Annotated in this window: 22 protein-coding genes; all 22 read left to right on the top strand. The window is 35.0% G+C overall.

What is annotated here, in order from left to right; genetic code table 11:
* The first annotated feature begins 106 nt into the window (after positions 1–106).
* Positions 107–619 carry a hypothetical protein gene (locus C8N37_RS05145; protein WP_146171007.1) on the top strand — a complete coding sequence of 171 codons (513 nt, stop codon included), beginning with the start codon at positions 107–109 and terminating at the stop codon, positions 617–619.
* A 502-nt stretch (positions 620–1,121) separates the two neighbouring features.
* Entirely contained in the window at positions 1,122–1,496 is a 375-nt protein-coding gene (locus C8N37_RS05150; RefSeq protein WP_146171010.1) for a hypothetical protein, read from the top strand.
* Positions 1,497–1,645: 149 nt separating this feature from the next.
* On the top strand, positions 1,646–2,698 hold the full coding sequence (gene rfbB, locus C8N37_RS05155) for a dTDP-glucose 4,6-dehydratase (protein ID WP_108157911.1): 1,053 nt from the start codon (positions 1,646–1,648) through the stop codon (positions 2,696–2,698).
* A gap of 129 nt (positions 2,699–2,827) precedes the next feature.
* Complete coding sequence (gene rfbC / locus C8N37_RS05160; protein ID WP_108157912.1) at positions 2,828–3,388, top strand: dTDP-4-dehydrorhamnose 3,5-epimerase; 561 nt, start codon at positions 2,828–2,830, stop codon at positions 3,386–3,388.
* Positions 3,336–4,241: a dTDP-4-dehydrorhamnose reductase gene (gene rfbD, locus C8N37_RS05165; protein ID WP_244914345.1), complete on the top strand. Its 906-nt coding sequence runs from the start codon at positions 3,336–3,338 to the stop codon at positions 4,239–4,241. Before rfbC ends, rfbD begins: the two co-directional genes overlap by 53 nt.
* Before the next feature lie 80 nt (positions 4,242–4,321).
* Positions 4,322–5,182 (top strand): glucose-1-phosphate thymidylyltransferase RfbA, encoded by an 861-nt coding sequence (rfbA, locus tag C8N37_RS05170; protein ID WP_108157914.1) that lies wholly within the window; start codon positions 4,322–4,324, stop codon positions 5,180–5,182.
* A gap of 35 nt (positions 5,183–5,217) precedes the next feature.
* Positions 5,218–7,728, top strand: coding sequence for an SLBB domain-containing protein (locus C8N37_RS05175; RefSeq protein ID WP_108157915.1), 2,511 nt, complete (start codon positions 5,218–5,220; stop codon positions 7,726–7,728).
* Between the two features lie 3 nt (positions 7,729–7,731).
* Complete coding sequence (locus tag C8N37_RS05180) at positions 7,732–8,808, top strand: lipopolysaccharide biosynthesis protein (protein ID WP_108157916.1); 1,077 nt, start codon at positions 7,732–7,734, stop codon at positions 8,806–8,808.
* 76 nt (positions 8,809–8,884) lie between these two features.
* Positions 8,885–10,402: a lipid II flippase MurJ gene (locus tag C8N37_RS05185; RefSeq protein WP_108157917.1), complete on the top strand. Its 1,518-nt coding sequence runs from the start codon at positions 8,885–8,887 to the stop codon at positions 10,400–10,402.
* Entirely contained in the window at positions 10,399–11,517 is a 1,119-nt protein-coding gene (locus C8N37_RS05190) for a glycosyltransferase family 4 protein (RefSeq protein WP_108157918.1), read from the top strand. Before C8N37_RS05185 ends, C8N37_RS05190 begins: the two co-directional genes overlap by 4 nt.
* Before the next feature lie 17 nt (positions 11,518–11,534).
* On the top strand, positions 11,535–12,611 hold the full coding sequence (locus tag C8N37_RS05195; protein WP_108157919.1) for a glycosyltransferase family 4 protein: 1,077 nt from the start codon (positions 11,535–11,537) through the stop codon (positions 12,609–12,611).
* On the top strand, positions 12,598–13,557 hold the full coding sequence (locus C8N37_RS05200) for a glycosyltransferase family 2 protein (RefSeq protein WP_052627649.1): 960 nt from the start codon (positions 12,598–12,600) through the stop codon (positions 13,555–13,557). Before C8N37_RS05195 ends, C8N37_RS05200 begins: the two co-directional genes overlap by 14 nt.
* The gene (locus tag C8N37_RS05205) at positions 13,554–14,699 is read left to right on the top strand and encodes a glycosyltransferase (protein WP_108157920.1); all 1,146 of its coding nucleotides are present in this window, start codon (positions 13,554–13,556) and stop codon (positions 14,697–14,699) included. Before C8N37_RS05200 ends, C8N37_RS05205 begins: the two co-directional genes overlap by 4 nt.
* 6 nt (positions 14,700–14,705) lie before the next feature.
* On the top strand, positions 14,706–15,803 hold the full coding sequence (locus tag C8N37_RS05210) for an EpsG family protein (RefSeq protein WP_108157921.1): 1,098 nt from the start codon (positions 14,706–14,708) through the stop codon (positions 15,801–15,803).
* 17 nt (positions 15,804–15,820) lie between these two features.
* Positions 15,821–16,630, top strand: coding sequence for a glycosyltransferase family 2 protein (locus C8N37_RS05215; RefSeq protein WP_052627648.1), 810 nt, complete (start codon positions 15,821–15,823; stop codon positions 16,628–16,630).
* A 70-nt stretch (positions 16,631–16,700) separates the two neighbouring features.
* Positions 16,701–17,291, top strand: a complete 591-nt coding sequence (locus C8N37_RS05220) for a DapH/DapD/GlmU-related protein (RefSeq protein ID WP_045754541.1) — start codon at positions 16,701–16,703, stop codon at positions 17,289–17,291.
* Between the two features lie 35 nt (positions 17,292–17,326).
* Positions 17,327–18,151 (top strand): glycosyltransferase family 2 protein, encoded by an 825-nt coding sequence (locus C8N37_RS05225; protein WP_108157922.1) that lies wholly within the window; start codon positions 17,327–17,329, stop codon positions 18,149–18,151.
* Positions 18,151–19,053, top strand: a complete 903-nt coding sequence (locus C8N37_RS05230) for an NAD-dependent epimerase/dehydratase family protein (protein WP_108157923.1) — start codon at positions 18,151–18,153, stop codon at positions 19,051–19,053. The genes C8N37_RS05225 and C8N37_RS05230 overlap by 1 nt, the downstream gene beginning before the upstream one ends.
* A 412-nt stretch (positions 19,054–19,465) precedes the next feature.
* Positions 19,466–20,434 carry an MraY family glycosyltransferase gene (locus C8N37_RS05235; RefSeq protein WP_108157924.1) on the top strand — a complete coding sequence of 323 codons (969 nt, stop codon included), beginning with the start codon at positions 19,466–19,468 and terminating at the stop codon, positions 20,432–20,434.
* A 95-nt stretch (positions 20,435–20,529) separates the two neighbouring features.
* Positions 20,530–20,955 (top strand): WxcM-like domain-containing protein, encoded by a 426-nt coding sequence (locus tag C8N37_RS05240; protein ID WP_108157925.1) that lies wholly within the window; start codon positions 20,530–20,532, stop codon positions 20,953–20,955.
* A gap of 404 nt (positions 20,956–21,359) precedes the next feature.
* A complete protein-coding gene (locus tag C8N37_RS05245; RefSeq protein WP_108157926.1) occupies positions 21,360–21,878 on the top strand; it encodes a winged helix-turn-helix domain-containing protein in 519 nt (172 codons plus the stop codon).
* 15 nt (positions 21,879–21,893) lie between these two features.
* Positions 21,894–22,862, top strand: coding sequence for an SDR family oxidoreductase (locus tag C8N37_RS05250; protein WP_108157927.1), 969 nt, complete (start codon positions 21,894–21,896; stop codon positions 22,860–22,862).
* The last annotated feature ends 30 nt before the right edge of the window (positions 22,863–22,892 follow it).

The raw sequence follows: 22,892 nt of genomic DNA on the forward strand, positions 1-22,892 counted from the left end.
GGTAAACAGTCATTCAAAATGGGTTAATGATTTTTTACAGCCTGATAATTTGTTCTTTGCTACTGACCGAAGTTCTAAGATGTTGTTTTAATGTTAACATATACATATGATGATTTATATTGTTATTTTAGTTTCCCTGTCTGCCTGTCTGTTATATTATTTATACGAAGGGAAATACCGTGGTTCGCACGTGGAGAAGCAGGTTACATTAAGTGCTCAGTACCGGATCCAAGATCATGCAGGTCAGTATAGTGGGAATCTCAAAAGTCGCCATGGCTCCCTTATTTTTAGTGCATCGCGCCAAAATGAACAGCTCCGAGCTATCGTGATTAGAAAAGTCAAGATCTATCATTCAGGAGTGTTGGTCAAATTAAATCAATCTGCCATTATTCCCTTTGTTGAACATAAAGATCAAGGGTTATCGATTTCGGTTCGTTTTCGAATCACTTCAGCTCGGCAGGTCATTGATCTAACAGGAAGTAAAGTCACGTTGATTGGTGTATTAAATTTGAAAGGTGGAGATCGTCTTCCTTTCAAAATGAGTATCCCCATTGAAAACGTATATCAGCATCAAGAAGAACAAAATATCCAGCATTTGGATCTACCCCTATTTCATTAACCTTATTCATTTCCAAATTATGATTTAGTTTCGGGTGCCTTGCTTGTCAAGGCACCTTTTTATATGCCGATCACTCCAACACAGTGACAATACCTAAAAAGAAAAACAAATGATTAACCCGTCATTTTATAATAAATTAATAGTAAAGAAGCATCTACTTGATATGCAGCAGTTATATTTGTGATCTGCGAAACGATAGTATTTCATCGTTTTAGATGGACAGTTTTAAAGTTTGTATGAAATTAAAAATATAGGAAACAATTTAATTCAATACGATGTTACTACTTCACGACGTTATAGGATAAGTGATTGCAAGACAAAGAAGCAGTTCACTTGTTTTTGCGGCACGAGCGTCACTCGTTACTGTGTCACTATTTTACTTTTTAATCCCTGAACCACGATGATTTTTATCCCATTGATCGGCTTATTGTTAATAGGCATTTATTACTTCTGGAACGCAAAGCAAACGAAACAACAATTGGCCAATCATGGCGGGCTCTCCGTGAGTTACCTTTTTCAAGAGCATCCGGGGCAATACAGTGGCGATCGGAGTGTGAAGAGTGGGGTGATTGTGATCCATACCTCCAGCCACAATCAAAAATTAAAACATGCAACATTAAAACGTGTTTCCGTCAAACATCCCGATTTACATATCCAGCTTGATCAATCGCTGGCCCTTCCTTTTCACTATGAGCTGCTACCCAAGCCCGAAGTTTCTATCCGTTATAAGGTGATCAATAAAGAATTGCTTAGCCTCGACTTAACCGGAGTAATGACGACCATTGCCGGTAAACTTCACTTTGAAGGCGGAAAGACCAGACCTTTTCAGGTTATGGTACCGATTTCGGGTTTGTACCAACAACAAAGCGTACACTAGTTTGCTGAAAAAACTGGCTAGCAAACCTATTGTAGGCGGTTTTACTCATCTCCTTTATTGTTTGTTCATAAAATCTTATTACTTTTGATGCTATTCCCTTAATTACAGTTGGGAAGTTTTAAGCTGTTAAGAAATATTTTGCGCATATGATGAATAAAACGATCATTATTACAGGAGGAGCGGGGTTTATTGGTTCGCATGTAGTCCGAACTTTTGTCAATAAATATCCTGATTACCATATTGTCAATTTAGATGCATTGACCTATGCCGGTAATCTTGAAAATTTACGGGATATCGAAGATAAACCAAATTACACTTTTGTTAAGGAAGATATTACCGATGCTGCGGCCATGTTTCGCATTTTTGCCGAATATCAGCCCGATGGGATTATTCATTTAGCGGCAGAATCGCATGTCGATCGTTCCATTGCAGATCCTTCCGCATTTGTGATGACCAATGTCATTGGTACGGTTAATTTACTGAATGCTGCCCGCGAAATCTGGAAAGATAATTTTGCAGGAAAACGTTTTCATCATGTTTCTACCGATGAGGTATTTGGTGCATTAGGAGCAGAAGGATTATTTACAGAAGAAACCGCTTACGATCCGCATTCCCCTTATTCAGCTTCCAAAGCTAGCTCTGATCATTTTGTTCGCGCTTATCACGATACCTACGGCTTGCCGATGGTATTGACCAATTGTTCCAACAATTACGGTCCCAATCATTTTCCGGAGAAATTGATCCCCTTATGTATTCACAATATCCTAAACAATCGTCCCTTACCGATCTACGGTGATGGTAGGTACACCCGTGATTGGTTATTTGTGATCGATCATGCTACCGCCATTGATTTGGTATTTCATGAAGGTAAAGATGGTGATGCTTACAACGTCGGTGGATTTAACGAATGGCAGAATATCGATTTGGTCAAAGAACTGTGTAAACAAGTCGATGAAAAATTAGGTCGACCTGCAGGTACAGCCGAGCAATTGATCACTTTTGTAAAAGATCGTCCGGGTCACGATCTACGTTATGCCATAGATGCGACTAAGATTAATCAAGAATTAGGCTGGTATCCTTCCGTCACCTTTGAAGAAGGCCTTTCCAAAACCATCGATTGGTTCTTGAACAATAAGGAGTGGTTAGAAAGTGTTACTTCCGGAGATTATCAAAAATATTACGATCAGCAGTATAAAGGTTAGTTAGTAAAGAAGTGACCAAGTAAAGAAGTGACTACGTTACTACTAACGTCACTGCGTTATTCATAACAAAGTTACTATGTTACTCATGTCACTGCGTTACTCATAACTTCGTTACGAAAAAAATAAACAATGAAATTCCAAGAAACAAAATTAAAGGGTTGCTTTATTTTAGAGCCAACAATATATGAAGACGAAAGAGGATACTTTTTCGAGGCTTTTAATGATCAAAAATTTGAACAAATAGTAGGCGTTAAACCGCTATTTGTACAAGATAACCAATCCCAATCCCAGTATGGCGTAGTCCGTGGATTACATATGCAAGCTGGTGAATACAGCCAAGCAAAATTAGTGCGTGTACTGGAAGGAAAAGTATTGGATGTTGCGGTTGATGTACGACCCGGGTCGGATACTTATGGTCAATCTGTCGCAGTAGAATTGTCCGCAGAGAATAAGCGACAATTGTATGTTCCACGTGGATTTTTACATGGATTTTCGGTCTTATCCGAAAATGCAGTGTTCTTTTATAAATGCGATAATCATTATCATCAAGTAGCAGAAGACGGTGTTCATCCGTTAGATAAAACAATAGGTATTGATTGGCAAGTTCCACGGGAAAATATGATTCTTTCCAAAAAAGATGAAGAAGCACAATCCTTTACGGCATTTAAAGATAAAAATGGAATCGGTTAATCAAAAGCAAAGGATCGTTATTACAGGCGCATCAGGGCAGTTGGGGCAGGAATTGAAAGTCCTCTTGGAGCATGATGCGGAGAAAGAATGTTTCTTTTTAGATCGCAAACAGCTTCCTTTGGATCAGATCATGATTATTCAAGATATTTTGGGGATGTATCAGCCCGATCTGATTATCCATGCTGGAGCTTATACCGCTGTCGATCAGGCCGAGTCAGAATCTGATCTTGCCGATCTGGTGAATCATTTGGCAACAGAAGAGATTGCTCAATATTGTCGTTTACACGGCACACAATTGATCGCCATTTCAACCGACTATGTATTTGATGGAAACAGCTGTGCCGCTTTGACAGAAGATGCACCCGTCAGTCCCATTAATGTTTATGGTGAAACAAAGTTAAAAGGAGAGCAAGCGATACAAAAATGGTACCCCGAAGCGATTATCATCCGTACTTCATGGGTATACTCCACTTTTGGGAAAAACTTTGTTAAGACGATGTTGCGTCTGCTATCCGAGCGCGATTCGATATCTGTGATCAACGATCAGATCGGTTCACCGACCTCAGCAGCAGATCTAGCAAAAGCGATCGTCCATATTGTTGATGGAGAAAGTTGGCAAGGTGGGGTTTATCATTATAGCAATGAAGGCGAGATCAGCTGGTATGATTTTGCTGTTGCCATTCGCGATCTCAAAGGACTCGAGTGTGAGATCAATGCGATTCCAACGACAGCCTATCCCACACCAGCTAAGCGACCAAATTATTCGTTATTAAATAAAACAAAGATTAAAGAGACATTTGGGGTAGAAGTGCCATTTTGGAAAGATAGTTTAAAGAAGCAGTTAGAGAGTTAAATAGTTACGAAGTTAGAGAGTTAAATAGTTAAGAAGTTTCTAACCATCATCTAACCTTCTAACCATAAAAAACAAAAAAAATGAAAGGAATTATATTAGCAGGAGGCTCAGGTACACGTTTACACCCCATGACATTGGCTGTGAGCAAGCAGTTGATGCCTGTATATGATAAACCGATGATTTATTATCCATTATCCACCTTGATGTTAGCGGGAATCAATGAGATCCTGATCATTTCGACACCTCAAGATCTGCCGCAGTTTAAAAGACTGTTGGGAGATGGTTCGCAGTTGGGCTGTCGATTTGAATATATTGAACAACCCAGTCCAGATGGTTTGGCTCAAGCTTTTATATTGGGTGAGGAATTTATTGGGGATGATAAGGTAGCTTTAATATTGGGAGATAATATTTTCTATGGTTCGGGTATGTCTAAACTGTTACAATCCTGTGCCGATGTTGATGGTGGGACAGTGTTTGCCTATCAAGTCAATGATCCCGAGCGTTATGGCGTGGTCGAATTTGATCAAGATAAAAAAGCAATTTCGATAGAAGAAAAACCGTTAGCACCAAAGTCAAACTTTGCGATACCAGGCTTATATTTCTATGATAATGATGTGGTGCAAATAGCCAAGGAAATTAAACCATCTCCCAGGGGAGAATTGGAAATTACAGATATTAACAAAGTCTACTTGGAGCGAGAAAAGCTTAATGTGGCAGTTTTTGATCGGGGTACAGCTTGGTTGGATACGGGTACGATTCAGTCTCTTATGCAAGCAGCGCAGTTTGTACAGGTGATCGAGGAGCGTCAAGGAATGAAGATTGGAGCGATTGAAGAAGTGGCTTACCGAATGGGCTATATTGATAAAGCGCAATTACTAAAAATCGCTGATCCCTTGCGTAAATCAGGTTATGGGGAGTACCTCAATCTCTTAATTAAATAAATTTACCTACTTTTGTGAAAATTTCAGGGTATAGAATGAAAAGAGTAATATTGTGGTTGTTTGTCATAAGTCTAATGGGCTCTGTACAGGCACAAACCAATCCAGCTAATATCAAAGTGGACGATTTAACAGATGCTCAAATTGAGCAGTATGTGAAGCGAGCTGAGTTAATGGGCTATAGTGAGTCACAATTGGATGGATTTGCACGTGCTCAAGGTGTATCTGCTGTTGAAGCTCAAAAACTAAAAGACCGTTTACAAAAAATCAAACGTAATAAGCAACAGTCTAAAAATTTAGATACGAGACAACAATCTGGAAATGCCGCCACTGGTCGTCAGGTCAATGGTGCGGCACAACCTGATTCTTTAAGAAATAAAAAATCACTACAAGACTCTTTAAGAATTGATGAAAATAAACTAAAAGTTTTTGGTTCAGATCTGTTTAAAAACAGTGAAATCACATTCGAACCTAATTTGCGAATGGCTACTCCAAGCTCTTATATTATTGGTCCTGATGATGAGATACTATTAGATATTTCGGGAGATAATGAGGCGTCTTATAAATTGCCAGTCAGCCCAGATGGTAATATAACCGTGGAGTATGTCGGCAAGATTGCGGTCTCTGGGTTATCTGTAGCGGCAGCGAAAAATAAAATTCAGCAACGGTTAAGTGGAACTTATCCTGCGATTCGCTCAGGCAATACGCAAATTGATGTCAATATTGGTAATATCCGTACCATTCGGATTACGTTAACAGGTGCAGCTACCAAACCGGGGACATACAGTTTGCCCTCATTAGCAACCGTATTCAATGCCCTATATGCGGCAGGTGGCCCAGGCGAAAATGGAACTTATCGTAAAATTCAAGTCATCCGTAACAATCAGGTGGTGACCACCATTGATTTATATGACTTTTTAGCCAATGGAATCCAACGTGGTAATATTCGTTTGCAAGACCAAGATATTATCCATATCCCGGTATACGGCAGTCGCGTACAATTTGAAGGAGAAGTTAAACGTCCGGCAATATTTGAGACCGTTTCGGGCGAATCCCTATTGGATTTAGTCAAATATGCAGGCGGCTTTAGCGAAGATGCCTATACAGCTAAGATTAAAGTGTTGCAAAAGACAGATAAAGAGCGCAGTGTCAAAGATATTTATGCCGATCAGTTTGCCGATTATAGTCCAAAAGCAGGCGATCAGTTTATTGTAGAACCTATCTTGGAGCGTTTTGCCAATCGTGTCAGTATCTTAGGGGCCGTTTTCCGTCCAGGTCTATATGGTATGGAACCGGGTATGACGTTGAAGCAATTGCTAGAGCAGGCAGATGGTTTACGTGAAGATGCCTTTTTAGAAAGAGGCATTATTAATAGGCTTAGAGCAGATAATACAGCGGAGTTGATTAACTTTAATGTGCGTGAAGTATTAGCAGGAACAACAGCAGATATCCCTTTAAAAAGAGAAGATAAGGTAGAGATTGCTTCTATTTTCGATTTACGGGATGAATACAAATTTACGGTTCAGGGCGAAGTACGTTTACCGGGAGATTTCCCATTTGCGAGCAATGCTACTTTAGGCGATCTGATCCAAAAAGCAGGTGGATTAAATGAGGCGGCTAAAAATGCGCGCATTGAGATTGCAAGAAGATTAAAAAACCGGGATGTTACCGACCCAAGTTCATCACAAACCATCCAAATTGATATTAAGGATGGTATTGTATCGGATTTAACGGTTGAATTACAACCCTATGATGTGATTACCGTATTAGGTGATGCAGGTTTCCGAACCCAAAGACAGGTCAAGATAGAGGGAGAAGTATTATTTCCGGGTATTTATACCATTTCCCGTGAGGATGAGCGCATTTCCGATATTATTAAGCGTGCTGGAGGTTTAACGTCTTATGCCTACACAGAAGGTGCATCTTTAAAACGTACCGGAGTTTCTAAATTAAAGGCCGAAGAGAAAAAAGAAAAAGAGCGCCTCAAAAAAGAAATGGCAAAAGACTCCATTGATGAGGTAGAAACAGAAGATGAATTTGAAAAAGAAACGACAACGGTTAATGCAAATGCTAAGAATAGTGCATTAGCAAAAGTTTCGCAGCAACAGGGTGCTTCCACGACCGAGATTGAGCCCAGTGATCTGGTGGGTATAGAGCTTAATAAAATACTTGCCACTCCTTATCAACGTGGTGACCTATTGGTTTTAGATGGTGATATTATTCGTGTACCAAAAGAGTTGGAAACTGTCAAAGTAATGGGCGAAGTTTTAAATCCAAATAATGTCGTGTATGTGAAAGGTAAAAGTCTCAAATATTATGTCAATCAAGCAGGAGGTTTTACGGACAATGCCTTAAAGAAAAGGGTATTTGTTCAGTATGCCAATGGGGCGGTAAAAGGTAAGTCAGGTGGTTATCCCGAAGTAAAACCAGGAGCAGAGATCATGGTACCTAAACGCGCTCCTAGGGAAAAAATGAATGTACAGGCATGGGTAGGGTTAGGTACAGGTATTGCTTCTTTAGCAGCGATTATTGTCAGTCTTTTAAGATAGGGTATGAATAAATTGAAGCAGACAAAAGAGCTTACTTTTAAGGAGCTCCTATTAATTGTACAAGATTGGATAAAATATTTTTTGTCAAAATGGTACGTTCTAATGATTACAGGAATCATTGGTGGTGGGATGGGCTACTTTTATGCCAATAGAAAAGAACCAGTTTATACTGCCACAACAACATTTGTACTTGAGGCAGGTGAATCTGGAGGAGGTATGGGACAAATGGCGGGTTTGGCCGCTTTAGCAGGTGTAGATGTATCAGGAGGAAGCAATAGCTTATTTCAAGGGGATAACCTTTTTGCATTATATAAGTCCAGAACGATGCTGGAGCAAGCTTTGCTTAGTTCAAATCCATTAGACACTAATGAGTTGTTAGTTAATCAGTATATACGTTTTAATAACATTAATCTGAAAGGATCAAAAAAACTTAATAATACTAAAGTAGATTTCAAAAAAGATCCAAGATTGTTTGATGTGTCAACATTGCGAATGCGCGATAGTCTAATAGGGATATTTACTCATAACATCGTTAAAAATAATTTAAAAATAGATAAAGTAGATAAAAAAGCGAGCATTATTAAAGTAGAGATTAATGCTACGAATGAAGATTTTGCAAAATCTTTTAATGAGGTCCTAGTGAGTACTGTCAATAATTTTTATGTTAGGACTAAGACTAAAAAATCATTAGATAATATTGCGATTTTACAGGTTAAGACTGATTCAGTGAAAGCAGTTATGAATGGCAATATTGCTACAGCAGCAGTTATTATAGATGCCACCCCTAATTTGAATCCCACGAGACAGGCTAAACGTATAGTTCCCACTCAAAGATCCCAATTCTCGGCAGAAACTAATAAAGCCATTTTAGGGCAGCTTGTGCAAAATTTGGAAATGGCAAAAATGAGTTTAATGAAGGAAGCTCCGTTGATAGAAAAAATAGATATACCAATTTATCCATTATTGAGTACAAATACGAGTAAAACCAAAATGGTTGTTCTTGGTTTTATTGCAACTATTTTTTTAACACTTTTTGGTTTGTTATTAATACGAATTATTAAAGCATCTTTAGAGGATTAGCTTATCTCAGCTAGCTATAGATGTGTAAATCTATAATTAAAATCTATTAATTCACTTATTTATTATATAAAATAAATTGAGACAAACATCAGCCATATTATTTTTAATTAAATTACTAAAAATACCAGTTTCACTTTATTCATATAGTCTAATTGCAAGGCTTTTTGGTGTTTCATTAGAAAAGGATCAGTGGCTATTGGCATATTCCATCATAATTGTTCTTGATTTGGCTATCTGGGGTCCAATAAATGAGGTTTTTAGAGTCAGGTTTATAGGTGAAAAAGAAAAGAAGGGAGAAGTTATTGCACTTAAGCAGGCACAATCACTGTTATTTTACATTTTTTTGTTTTCCACTCTTATTGTAAGCTTTGTTATGATAAAGCCAGATATTATTTCTACACTTTTAGTATCGGACTATACATTAGATCAACAGCAAAGTTTAAATCATATGGTTCAAATTGTTGCGCCAATTCTGTTGATAAATCAGGCTACGCTGATTGGTATTTCGATATTGAACGCATATGATATTTTTTACATTCCCGAAATAGCATCTTTTGTGTCTCAGATTTTTGGAATTACGATCTTACTCCTTACAGCCCAACACCTGGGGATTTATAGTTTAGTTTTATCGACAATTTTAGGATTAATTATTCTGCTTCTTTTTGTAGTTTTCAAAATCAGAAAAACTAAAATAAATTTATTTAACTCGTTTGTTCCTAAATTCCATGATTTTAAACAATATTTTATTTTTGCCTTACCATTATTTGTTCCTTATTTTATCGGTCAGATTAATACTATTGTTGAGAAGCGGTTAATTTCAGATCAAGGAATAGGCTCAGTTTCAATTATAGATTTTTCAAAAAAATTTCCAGATATGGTCTATGCAATCATTTCAAGTGTTTTAATAACAGTTTTGATACCTGTACTTGCAAAAGCTTTTGTTAAAGATGACCATGCTAATTTTTCAAAAAATTTTAATCAGATTTTTAGTCTTGGCATCTTGGGTTTGGGTTTTTTTGTCGTATTTATGCTTTTTGGATCTTCAGATCTGATGTCTCTTTTTTATGGAAATTCTGATATAAGCACCGAAAGTATGAATAAGATTATAGAGTTGAATATTTTATATGCCATATCGATTGTCTCAATCTTTATCTATCTTATTTTTAGCATGTGTCTGTTGGCTATCGGAAAAAATAAACGAAGCGCATTTGCCGGAGCAATTACTCAAGTATTAGTTATTTTATCCAATGTTTTGCTTGTTAATACTTTTGGAATAATTGTATTCCCTATTACCGTGACCGTCACGCATCTTTTAAGCGGGCTTTATATGTTCGGTTATTATCCATATTCCAAATATAATGTGATAAAAACTTTTGCTAAAAATGTCTTCATGTTATTACTTGTATTATTGCTCATGAAGTTCATCTTAGCTTTTATTTCGCCTCTGCTAACTTCGGATTCGATCACCCTAGTACGATTAGCGATTTTGGGTTTTTTGCAATTGATTATCTTTATTATGGTGGGTTATCTTTTGAAGTTGGAGGAATTTACAAGTGGATTAATTATTGTAAAAAAACGGTTAGGGATAAAATGAAAAAAAAATTTTTATGTTTGTTTCCAACAGGTGAAGATATTGTACTTGTAAAGGATGTTGGAATGATACCTTATTATTTGTCTAAAGAAGGATATTATGATTCGTATATATCGTTTTATAAACCTCAGGACGAATTACCTTATTTAAAATCTGAATTACAGGGTTTGAAATATATTCAAATGAATAACTATTTTAACCATGAGATTTTTAATATTTTTTTCTTCTTATTAAGGAATCTATTTAGGTTTGATGTGATTATGTTATTCCATCCTAATCCTTATAAAATATTGATGGCCAATATCATCAAGGTATTATCTTTTAATAAGATTAAGTTTTATTTTAAGATGGATGCCGATCATCGTGTCATTGAGCAAAAATTAGCTCATCAAAGTTTGGGTGGCAGAATCAAGAATTTTTTATGTAAAAGAATAGATTTGTTTACAGCTGAAAGTCAAGAAGTCTGCAATTATTTAAATGAACATACTTATTACGATGCTGTGCGATATATTCCAAATGGATGTGTAGTGTCAGATATTTTATCAGATAAAGTACGTAAAGAAAATATATTTCTTACAGTTGGTCGACTAGGGACTTATCAAAAGGATACTGAGACTCTTTTGGAGGCTTTCGGTGTTGTTGGCCAATATACAGATTGGAGACTAGTGCTCGTTGGTACAATAAAAGATTCTTTCAAAGACTATATTAAGGATTATTTTCGCAAATATCCATGGGCTAAAGATAAAGTTGATATTCTAGGTCCCATTTATGATCGGAATAAGCTGTTGCATATTTATCAAAGAAGCTCAGTATTTGTTTTGTCCTCCAGGTATGAGAGTTTTGGACTAGTGTTACTAGAGGCCATGTCTCAAGGCTGTTATATTCTTTCTACAGATCTTTCTCCTTCAAAAGATATCATTGCAACCAACTCTCTGGGAGCTTTATATCCTGTTGAGGGTAAAGCTGAGCTTGCCAAGCTTATGAAACAAATTGTTCAGCATGAAATAGTACTTCCAGAAGTACATTTGGTTCATGAATATATCAAAAAAAATTACTCATGGAGTATTGTCGTTGATCGTATTGCGTCTCATCTCGATCACGAAATCACTTCTACTTAAAGACAGATTTAAAATATATGAAATATAATTTTATTTTACCATTTTATACAAAGGTTCCGAGTGGTGGTACTAAGATCATGTACGAGTACGCTAACCGATTGGCTATTTTAGGTCATGAAGTTACGGTTTATCATTGTATAGAAGCTCCTTATTTTAAATACGCGAAAAGCCGTCCTTTTGTATTGAGAAAGCTAATTACACTATTGATTTATAAGAATAAACCAAGTTCACCTTGGTTTTCATTTGATGAGAAAGTGAAACTAAAGTTTATTAATCGTTTAGCTGATAAATATATAGGAGATTCCGATGTTACAGTAATCACATGGTGGTCATTAGTGAAACCTTTAAGTCTTTTAAGTGGATCTAAAGGTCGAAAAGTTAATCTTATTCAAGGATATGAAAATTGGGAAGGCAATGATGATTTATTACATCGATCTTATTCCTTTGAAAATATTATTAAAATTGGAATTTCGCCTTATGTGATAGATTCTGTAAAGAAATTTGATGAAAATATCTACTATATTCCAAATGCGATAGATTCAAAGAAATATTTTATAGATATTAATTTCGATCAGCGGAATCGTTTTTCATTTTGTATGCTTTATTCAGAATCTATCATCAAGGGATCAGATTTCGGAATTCAAGCATTTTTAGATCTTAGATCTAAAAATAAGGATTTCACATTAACTTTATTTGGCACATCCCAAAGACCCCAAAGTTTACCTGAATGGATTGAATATATCAGTAATCAATCTGACCTAAAGGATCTTTATAACAGACATACCTATTTTGTAAGTAATAGTCTGGAGGAGGGCTGGGGATTACCTGTACATGAAGCTATGGCCTGCGGATGTATTATTATTTGCACGAAAATAGATGGACATCGTCAATTTTACGAAGGATCAGAGGGAGTTTTTGTTTATGAAAAAGGAAATAGTGAAAATCTAGTTAAAATATTAGAATCAGTATTGGACAAATCTTCAGATCAACTTTCCGTATTATCTAATTTAAATATAAATGCTGTATCTCAATTTGAGTGGGATAAAGTTATTAATCGCTTTATCGAAATAGTGGAGCCCTATGATCAGAAATAAATTAGCAATTATTATTCCTGCCTATAAAGCTGAATATTTAGAAGAAACGCTTTCTTCCCTATGTAAGCAAAGTGATTTGCGATTTACAGTATATATTGGTGATGATGCAAGTCCTTATGAACTTAAGGATATTGTTGACCGTTTTAAAGATAAGCTATCTATAATTTATTGTAGGTTTGAAACTAATTTGGGTGCTATCTCATTAACAAAACAGTGGGAACGTTGTGTTGATTTATCAAATGAAGAATGGATCTGGCTTTTCTCTGATGATGATACTATGGATAAAAATGCTGTTCAGGTATTTTATGATTCACTAGATGAGAATTTTAAGTTGTATAAGTTTCAAACTCAAGTTATTGATGATAAAGGGGATTTAAATCCTTATTATCAAAAGTTTCATGACCGTAATAATTTTAATGATCTCATAAGTTCAACTGATTTTATTCGTAATAGATTATTATGCAATGGTTTTCGAAGCTTTGCAGTTGAGTATATATTTCATAGGTCTTTATATCAAAAGTTTAAATTTGTAGATTTTCCCCTAGCATGGGGATCTGATGATGCTACCTGGTTATTATATTCTTTGGTTAATCATGGGCAGATTAACATTTTAGCCGCTCAAGTTTACTGGCGTTATAGTGGTATCAATATTTCGTCTGACAGTAAGTCTTTACTTGTTGTAGAGAAGAAAATAGCAGCGGCTATTCAGTATGTTAAGTGGATCAAAGCAACAACGAGAGATTATAACATTGTTATTCCTGACACCTTATTGTTACACTGGATTTCTATACAGATTGTGAGTTTAAGATCTGAAATTGGCTATGCAGAATTTAAGAATGTAATTAGAAACTCAACATTAAACATCGATAATTTTAAATTATGGCTTACCTATATTAAGATGATTAAAAGGCGACAGTTTATTAACCTATTAAAAAATAGCAGATGAAAAAAACAGTTGTCATTGATACATTTTCAATAGGCGGGTTTCATGAAATGTTTAATGCATCCTTTTTATATGTTATATTTAATAGCACAGAGGGACCTATAACCTATATTGCAGATAAGACTGCAGTACAGTCTATTAAGCAATTGTTGAAAAATAATAGTCAATTTCACGAATTGCTTGAGCGGGTAACCTTTAAGGAGAAGTGTTTACTTAAAGGGCTTTCATTCTATGCCATATTTTTTAGATACTTTTTTGGAGCATTGCTAAACATTTTTTATTTATTTAGATACCGACGCTATCGGATTATGTTTCCAGCTTTAAATCCGGTTTTTAGTATTTTTTTGAAAATGATCTTAAAAGTACAAAAAATAGAAACCTATGTGGTTTGTCATGGCGAATTGAGCTATCTATTTACGAGTTATCGTAAGACGAGTCCTTTGTTTTGGTATGCGTCTTTTTTACGCCCGTTTTTTTCGGGTTTATTACCGAGCTCATTAAAATTAATTCTATTAGGACCATCTATAGTTCGGAATTTCACTGTTCATTATTCGAAATTGCTTCCCAATATTGTGAGCATCCCTCATCCGTATATATTCAATGAAGTTGAGATTCGACGTTCACAAGACAATCAGGTGGTACATTTTGGATGGGTTGGGGTAGCAATAGAGGCAAAAGGGTTTTCTATTTTCGCTAAAATGGTGCGCCATTTTAGTGAACGTTATAATCATATATTTGCGGCTCATCTGGTGGGATGGCATCCTTTTTCGGAGGATGCATATCCAAGTATCCAATTTGCTTCTCCAGCACATATTTTTTTAGAGCGGCCACTTTTTAATCAAGCTGTAAGCCAGTTAGATTATATTTTATTTTTTTATAATAACGCACAGTATCAATATACAGCAAGTGGTGCGATCTTTGATGCGATTCAGCACGGAAAATTGATCATTGCTTTGCGGAATGACTATTTTGAATCCGTTTTTGAAGCGTGTGGTGCCATTGGATTCCTTTGTGACAGTATTGAAGATATGTATCTTACTATTGAATCATTACTTCGTGAGGAAGTAAAGGTAGAACAGTTTTATGATAACTTACAAACCGCAAGAAAGATTTTCAGTTGTGAACACATAAAGTTAATGACGTAAGTTACTATGTATTTATATCTCGTCTATTTTATTATTGCGCTTCTTGCTTTTTTTGAAATTAATGGAGGATCTTCTCTTTTAAAAAAGGTTTTAGTTGTTCCATTTTTAATCTTATTTGTTTTAGCAAGTATAAGATGGGAAAGGGGTACAGACTGGCTGTCTTATATTACTCTATTTGAAAATGTAGATAATGTATTCTATTTATTGGCATTTGAACCTGGATTTTATTATCTCAACTATATTGTAGCATCATTCAGTGATAATTATACAATTGTACTTCTTCTTCAGGCAATTATCATTTATGTGCTTCATTTTTATGTTATAAAGAAATACTCGATATCGCCTTTTGTGACATTGATGATTTGGTTTGGATTTTATATTGGCTCTATCTTTTTTGTTCGTTTTCATGTTGCATTAGCGATTACTTTATTTTCATTTATTTTTATAGTAGATCGAAAATTCTGGAAGTTTTTTATTTGTGTTCTTGTTGCTTTTTGTTTTCATCGTTCTGCTATTTTATTTATTCCGGCTTATTTTTTGTTTGATAAAACCTTTACCCGAAGGCAATTGCTATTGGGTATGGTCGTGTCTTTTTTCCTGTCTGCATTATTTGAGATCGGTTTGAATTTTTTGGGACAGATTAACTTGGGTATTATATCTGAAAAAGCTTCAACATACTCCGAAGTAGGCTCGGAGTATGCAGAAGAGCCTACACGTTCAGCCTTTCAGATCATGTTGATCGGGTCAAGTTATCGCGTTTTACTTTTACTTTTGATTGTTGGATTTTATTATGACTTGTATAAAGAGAATGTAACATTTAGAGGTTTGCTCAATATATATTTTGTAGGGATGTGTCTATTTATCATAGTAACGCCAGTATCCGTGTCTGTAGCTCGTATGTCTCAGTATTACGAATACTTTCAGTTTTTAATGATTCCATATTTCATTTTGCGTTTTGAATATAGATCTAACCGTAATTTGGTGCTTTTATGTATAATGCTGTTTTATTTAATGCGATTGAAAAGCAATGTTTCTTTTTATGAAGATTTATATGTTCCGTATAAAACAATTTTTAACAAAGAATTGCCAGTAGAGATTGGGTAATTTATAATTAATGTAAAATGAATAACGTACAAGTATCGGTTGTCATTCCGATGTATAATGCCTCTGGGTCAATAATAGGGGTTTTGGATAGTGTTTATGAACAGACCTGGAAAGAGAATTTAGAAATTATAATTGTTAATGATGGTTCCACAGATAATTCAAAACAATTGGTTGAATCTTATATTTTGGAGCATAAAGATTTGCAGATTGTTTTAGTGAGTCAGGAGAATAGTGGTGTATCACGTGCTCGAAATGAAGGTATGAAACGCTGTAAAGGTGACTGGATATGTTTATTGGATTCGGACGATATTTGGTTACCTAATAAATTAGAAAGGCAATTACAAGTGTTATTTGAAAATCCAAAGATTGATTTCTTGGGTACTACTAGAAATGATGAGCGTTTTGATCGCATAGGTTTTCGTCGTTTAGATAATTTAAGTAAGATATCCGCAAAGGATCTTTTGTTTAAATTTGTTTTCGTAACTCCAACCGTTATTTTTAGAAGGTTAATATTAGAAGATATTGGATACTTTGATGAAACCCAAAGGTTTGCTGAGGAAGGTAATTATTTTATCCGAATAGCACATAAGTATAACTGTTTTTTGCTAAATGAAAGCTTAGTAATAACTGGAGGAGGTAAACATCATTTTGGATCTTCGGGATTGTCCAGTAACTTATGGGGCATGGAGAAAGGTGAGCTTAAGAATATCGGATTAGCCCATTCTATGGGTATCATTCCTATAGCCCAGTATATATTTTTTACAATATTCTCTATTGTAAAATACTGTAGAAGAGTTTTAATTGTTGTAGCTAGAAGTGAACGTTAATTCTGATTATTTCAATCTAAAAAATACTTTCAAGGTGAAGTAATTGTTTAAGAAATTAATAATATATAAGATGTTAAGGAGATATGGTATTTTGGGGAGCTTTAGGTTAGTAGTTTCTTTGATTTTTACTAAATTAAACTACCCAAAGGCACGATTAATAAGGCTTCCATTTGATATTAGAAATAAAAGATTAGTATCTATTGGTGAGAACTTTACGACAGGATTTGGGTGTAGACTTGAGGCTCATCCTTTAAAAGATAAAAATAATGCCTGTTTATTTTTTGGAAGTAATGTTCAGATAAATGATTATGTTCACATTGCCGCTGGAGAGCAAATTGTCATCGGTGATAATGTTTTGATTGCGAGTAGGGTTTTTATTTCAGATTTAAATCACGGATCTTATTCAGGAGATTTTCAAGATAGTCCGTTAACACTTCCAAATTCCCGTAAATTGTCTACTCAACCTGTTCATATTGAGGATAATGTTTGGATTGGGGAAGGTGTATGTGTCCTCCCTGGTGTGACAATTGGCAAAGGAAGTATCATTGGCGCCATGTCCGTAGTGACAAAAAGTGTCCCAGATTACAGCATAGCAGTCGGTGTACCCGCTAAGGTTGTTAAGATTTATGATTTTACTCAAGAAAAGTGGCTTTCAGTTTAAAGCATTTTTCTATATAATATGAAAATAATACATTAATGGAAGATATAATTACCGGTTCCATAGTTTTATATCAGAATGACGAGCAGATTCTGAGGGCTGCTATTGCTTCATTTTTAAAGACAGATCTGGATGTAAAACTCTATTTAATAGACAATTCACCATCTGATACGCTTAAAAGTATTATTGATGATTTAAGAGTAATTTATATTCATAACCCCTCTAACCCTGGATTCGGAGCAGCTCATAACATTGCTATAAAAATGGCAATGCAGGACAATTCCGATTATCATCTTATTTTAAACCCTGATGCTTATTACGGCGATGGTGTATTAGAAGAGCTGACGCAGTATATGGAAGACAATCTTGACATCGGCAATATTATGCCTAAGGTACTATATCCCAATAATGACATTCAGCATCTCTGCAAGCTTTTACCTACTCCGTATGATTGGATAGGTAGGCGATTTAATCCTTTTAAGGGTATGGTAGAGAAAAGAAATGATTTGTTTGAACTGCGGTTCACTGGTTATGACAAAATCATGGATGTACCATATTTATCGGGATGTTTTATGTATCTGCGAATTTCCGCTCTTAAGAAGGTAGGACTTTTTGACGAAGGTATTTTTATGTATGGAGAAGAGACCGATTTATGTCGTCGATTGATTGATGGTGGATATCGCACGGTCTTTTACCCTAAAGTGCATATTTATCATCACTTTGAAAAAGGGTCCCATAAGTCGTGGCGATTGACGAAAATTGGGATTCAATCAGCCATTTATTATTTTAATAAGTGGGGATGGTTTTTTGACAAAAAAAGAACATTGATCAATCGTTCTATCCTATCTAAACTTAATAGATAATGAGTGCAATAGCAGTTTTTGGTGGAAGTGGTTTTATTGGCAAAAATATATTGAATATTTCTAATCAATATATTAATATAAGTTTAAGAGATTCCGATTGGAAGAAGCAAGTAAATGATGAAGAAATTTGGTTAAACCTTGTTGGTAAAGCGCATGATCATAAGGGAGTGGCAACACAAGAAGATTACGATTATGTAAATGTTCAACTAGTCAAAGAAATATTCCAAGCTTTTATTTTATCAAAAGCGACTACATTCATTCACATTAGCAGTTTAGCCGCATTGGAAGAGTTTGAGTCAAATCGACCACTTTCTGAAGAAGATGAGTGTCATCCAGTATCTTGGTATGGTCAATCCAAGCGAATGGCTGAAAAATGGTTGATGGAACAGCAACTTCCGGCGAATAAAAAATTAATTATTCTACGCCCTCCAATGGTTCATGGACCGGGGGATAAGGGAAATTTAGGCCTATTATATAAATTAATTGCTAGAGGCATACCGTATCCACTAGCCGCATTTAATAATCGTAGATCTTTCATATCTATTGATAACTTTTGTTATTTTATAGAGCAGATCATCAATAATAAAGAAAAGATGAAAACTGGTATCTATCATATTGCAGATGATGAGCCATTATCTACTGGTGAAATTATTGAGGTTATCAGTAGGATAACTGGGAGGAACACGTGGAATATTGCTATTCCTAAATTTTTAATCCAGAGAATTGCAAAAATTGGTGACGTTATTCCTATCCCATTGAATACAAATCGTTTGCGAAAAATGACCAGTAATTTATTGATTTCCAACCAACATATAAAAGAGATTCTTAATATTGATCAACTACCGATCACAGCTACTGATGGTTTGAGGAAGACCATCAAATCTTTTAGCGCAATAGATTGATCGTTTAATTTTTTGCTCACAAAGAAATATGAGAATTGATCAAAAATGATCTTATTAATGCCATTAATTAGATCATTTTTTAACAGAATAGTATTTCCTTAATATATGAATTTATCGAAGTTTATATCGGATTTCCAAACATCTTTCTTCTGTATAATTATTCTAAATAAATGCTATTCAAGTAAACTGTGCCTATCTATTTGATAAATAGTAATATACTATATTTAAAAATATTTTTGTTTAATACTAATTGTTACAAACTTTTTATCGCAAAATATGGCTTAAAATGGTTTAAATTCGCATAATAGAGAAATTTTTCATTTTGCCTGTAACGTTTTAAATAGATTTAACGTTAAGTAAATAAATATGGCAATTATCAGTATATTTGCAACTTTAAATATTAACTAAATTTATGGCGTATATCTTTACCGTTATATTATTATTTGTACTTGAACTTTTGTATTTCAGAATTGCTGATAAGTACAATATTATTGATAAACCAAATCAACGTTCATCGCATACTACCATTACTTTGCGTGGAGGAGGGATTATTTTTTATATCGCCATACTTATATTTTTTATACAGTCAGGCTTCTCTTATCCTTGGTTTATGCTGGGTTTGACGCTTATGGCTACCATTTCTTTTCTGGATGATATTGTCGAAATTTCTACTCGGTTAAGATTAGCAATTCATTTTACATCTGTATTACTGATGGCTTTTCAAATGGGTATTTTCTCACCACCTTGGTATTATATTATAGTCACTTTTATTATTGTGGTTGGGGTGATCAATGCCTATAATTTTATGGATGGTATTAATGGTATTACTGCGCTTTATAGCTTAGTGGTATGTGGATTGTTATATTATGTCAATACATCCATTCAATTTATTGAGCAGGATTATTTGATCTTTGCACTCTTAGGGATACTTGTATTTGCTTTTTTTAATTTTCGCAATAAAGCAAAATGTTTTGCTGGAGACGTAGGATCGGTTGGTATTGCTTACATCCTATTATTTGCTTTAGGTACTTTGATTTTTAAAACGGGTGAATTTATTTATATTCTATTTTTAGCCGTTTATGGTGTAGATGCCATCTGGTCTATTGTACGCCGTCTATATCTCGGCGAAAACATCATGGAGGGACACCGCACACATTTGTACCAATACCTTGCCAATGAGGCTGGTTACAATAGATTGGTTATTTCCGGACTTTATGGTGCATTGCAATTAATTATAGGCATTATGGTTATTTATTTTGCACAGTTTGATGGTAAAATCAAATGGTTATTTGCTGTTTTGATCGTAGTAGCAATGAGTGCGATTTATTTGGCATTGAAAAATTACATCATCAAACAATACGTACTCAAATTAGCTAAATAGAACTTTTATTACAGTAGTACTACTCGCGATAAAAGTTAATTATTGTTGTTCTCCATCTTTCTAATTTTTTAGATAGACTCTTTTTTAATTTAATTATGATTACAAGTATACAAGGTGGTATCGCTCAAGATGAGCGAGGTGGGATTCGATTTGTCAATGATTTTGATATGACACCCATCAAACGGTTTTATATTATAAAAAATGTGGATACCACATTAATCCGTGGATGGAGAGGACATCGTATCGAACAAAGGTGGTTCTATGCATTATCCGGTTCTTTCTCTGTGGACATTGTCAAAATAGATGATTGGGAAAATGCTTCTCCGAATTTAGAAGTTAAAAATTTCGTTTTAAATGCTACTGATTTACAAGTTCTTTATATTTCTGCGGGATATGCAACAGCTATTCGTGCTTTAGAAGAAGGAAGTGAACTTTTAGTACATTCTGACTATCCTGTGTCACATGCATCCGAAGATAATTATACTTATCCAGTAGATTATTTTGTCAATATGAAAGGATAAAGGATTCTCTAAGCAATCCTTTCTTAATGGAATATATACAGGCAGCCGTTTTTTAATAGTTGCCTATTTTTTGTTTGCTCATGTCCCTTCTTCGAGGGCCCGTTTTCTAACTCTGTTCGTACTTGCTTTTAACCTGATTTTATGTTTTCACATAGTAAAACTACACCTGCACCGTTTCTGCACCGTCATTTTCCCGATGCATGTATGGTGAAAAGACGGTGCTGAGGTAATACAAAGACGATCTGGGTTAAAGGCAAATTAAATACTGGTTAGTAGGAGGTTGTATAGGGAGTCCACCAACCTTTAGGACTTCTAATCATAGACTTTAAAGTTTCTTAACAAAATTTTAATTTGGAGATTTAATTTTCATTGAGTACTTTTGTTACTCAATCAAAACGCTACCCATGTTAGATTCTTTAATAACCTCTAAAACTAGACTCAAACTTTTGATTAAATTCTTTGTTTCGGCAAATAATCAAGGTTATTTAAGAGGTCTAGCTGATGAATTTCAAGAATCAACCAATGCCATTCGTAAAGAACTTAATCAGCTAGAAGAAGCAGGATATTTGAATAAAAATTCAGATAAAAATAAAATCTTTTATCGCGCCAATACCAAACATTCCTTATTTAAGCCGCTTCAAAAATTAATTCACACTTTTTTAGGTATTGATGAGATTATAGATCATGTTTTTGCTAAAGCAGGTGATATACAGTCTGTAAGCTTGATTGGTGATTATGCTAAAGGCTTGGATTCTGGAGAGATTGAGGTTTTAATTTTAGGAGAAAATGTAAATCAGGCATATTTATTGCAGTTAGCGGCGAAGGTTGGAATTAAGTTGAATAAGCAAGTAAAACTTTACATCAATGTTCCTCCGCACGATGGGCATTGCATTCATTTGTATACCAGTAACACAGAAGTATAATTATTTCAAATAAAAATGAGTAAAATATTAATAACAGGAGGAGCCGGCTTTATCGGATCCAATTTGACAGAACATTTCTTAGGAAAAGGTTTTCAGGTAGTTGTTTTGGATAACTTTGCAACTGGTCACCGTCATAATCTGGCGCAGCATGCAGACAATCCTAATTTTTCTTTAATTGAAGGTGATATACGCAATACAGCAGACTGTGAGTTGGCTGTACAAGGTGTAGACTATGTGCTGCATCAAGCCGCATTAGGTTCAGTTCCACGGTCAATCAAAGATCCACAGACGACCAACGAAGTGAATGTCACAGGCTTTTTAAATATGTTAGTCGCTGCTCGTGATGCAAAAGTAAAACGTTTTGTCTATGCAGCATCTTCTTCCACATACGGTGATTCCGAAAACTTACCAAAGGTAGAAGACATCATTGGAAAACCGCTATCGCCTTATGCGATTACTAAATATGTGAATGAGCTATACGCTGATATTTTTTCTAAAACATATGGTTTAGAAACTATTGGTTTACGTTATTTTAATGTCTTTGGCCGTCGTCAAGATCCGAATGGCGCATATGCTGCTGTTATCCCATTGTTTGTAAAGAAATTTATGAATCACGAAGGACCTGTGATTAATGGAACTGGTGATTTTTCACGTGATTTCACTTATATCGATAATGTCATTCAAATGAATGAGCTAGCCATGCTGACTCAAAATACAGACGCTGTCAATACGGTATATAATACAGCTGTTGGAGATCGTACTACTTTAAATCAATTGGTGGGTTATTTAAAAGAGTATTTAACAGAGTTTGATGGCGAGATTGCACAAGTTAATGCTTCATATGGACCAAATCGTCAGGGCGATATTCCACATTCATTAGCATCAATTGATAAAGCAAAAAGTTTGTTAGGTTATGAACCTACGCATACCATAGATAAAGGCCTAAAAGCAGCTGTGCAATGGTATTGGGAAAACTTAAAATAGAATATAAAATATCGAATATAGGAGTTATTT

Origin of the sequence: Sphingobacterium faecium (assembly GCF_003054045.1) — a bacterium.
Lineage (GTDB): Bacteria > Bacteroidota > Bacteroidia > Sphingobacteriales > Sphingobacteriaceae > Sphingobacterium > Sphingobacterium faecium.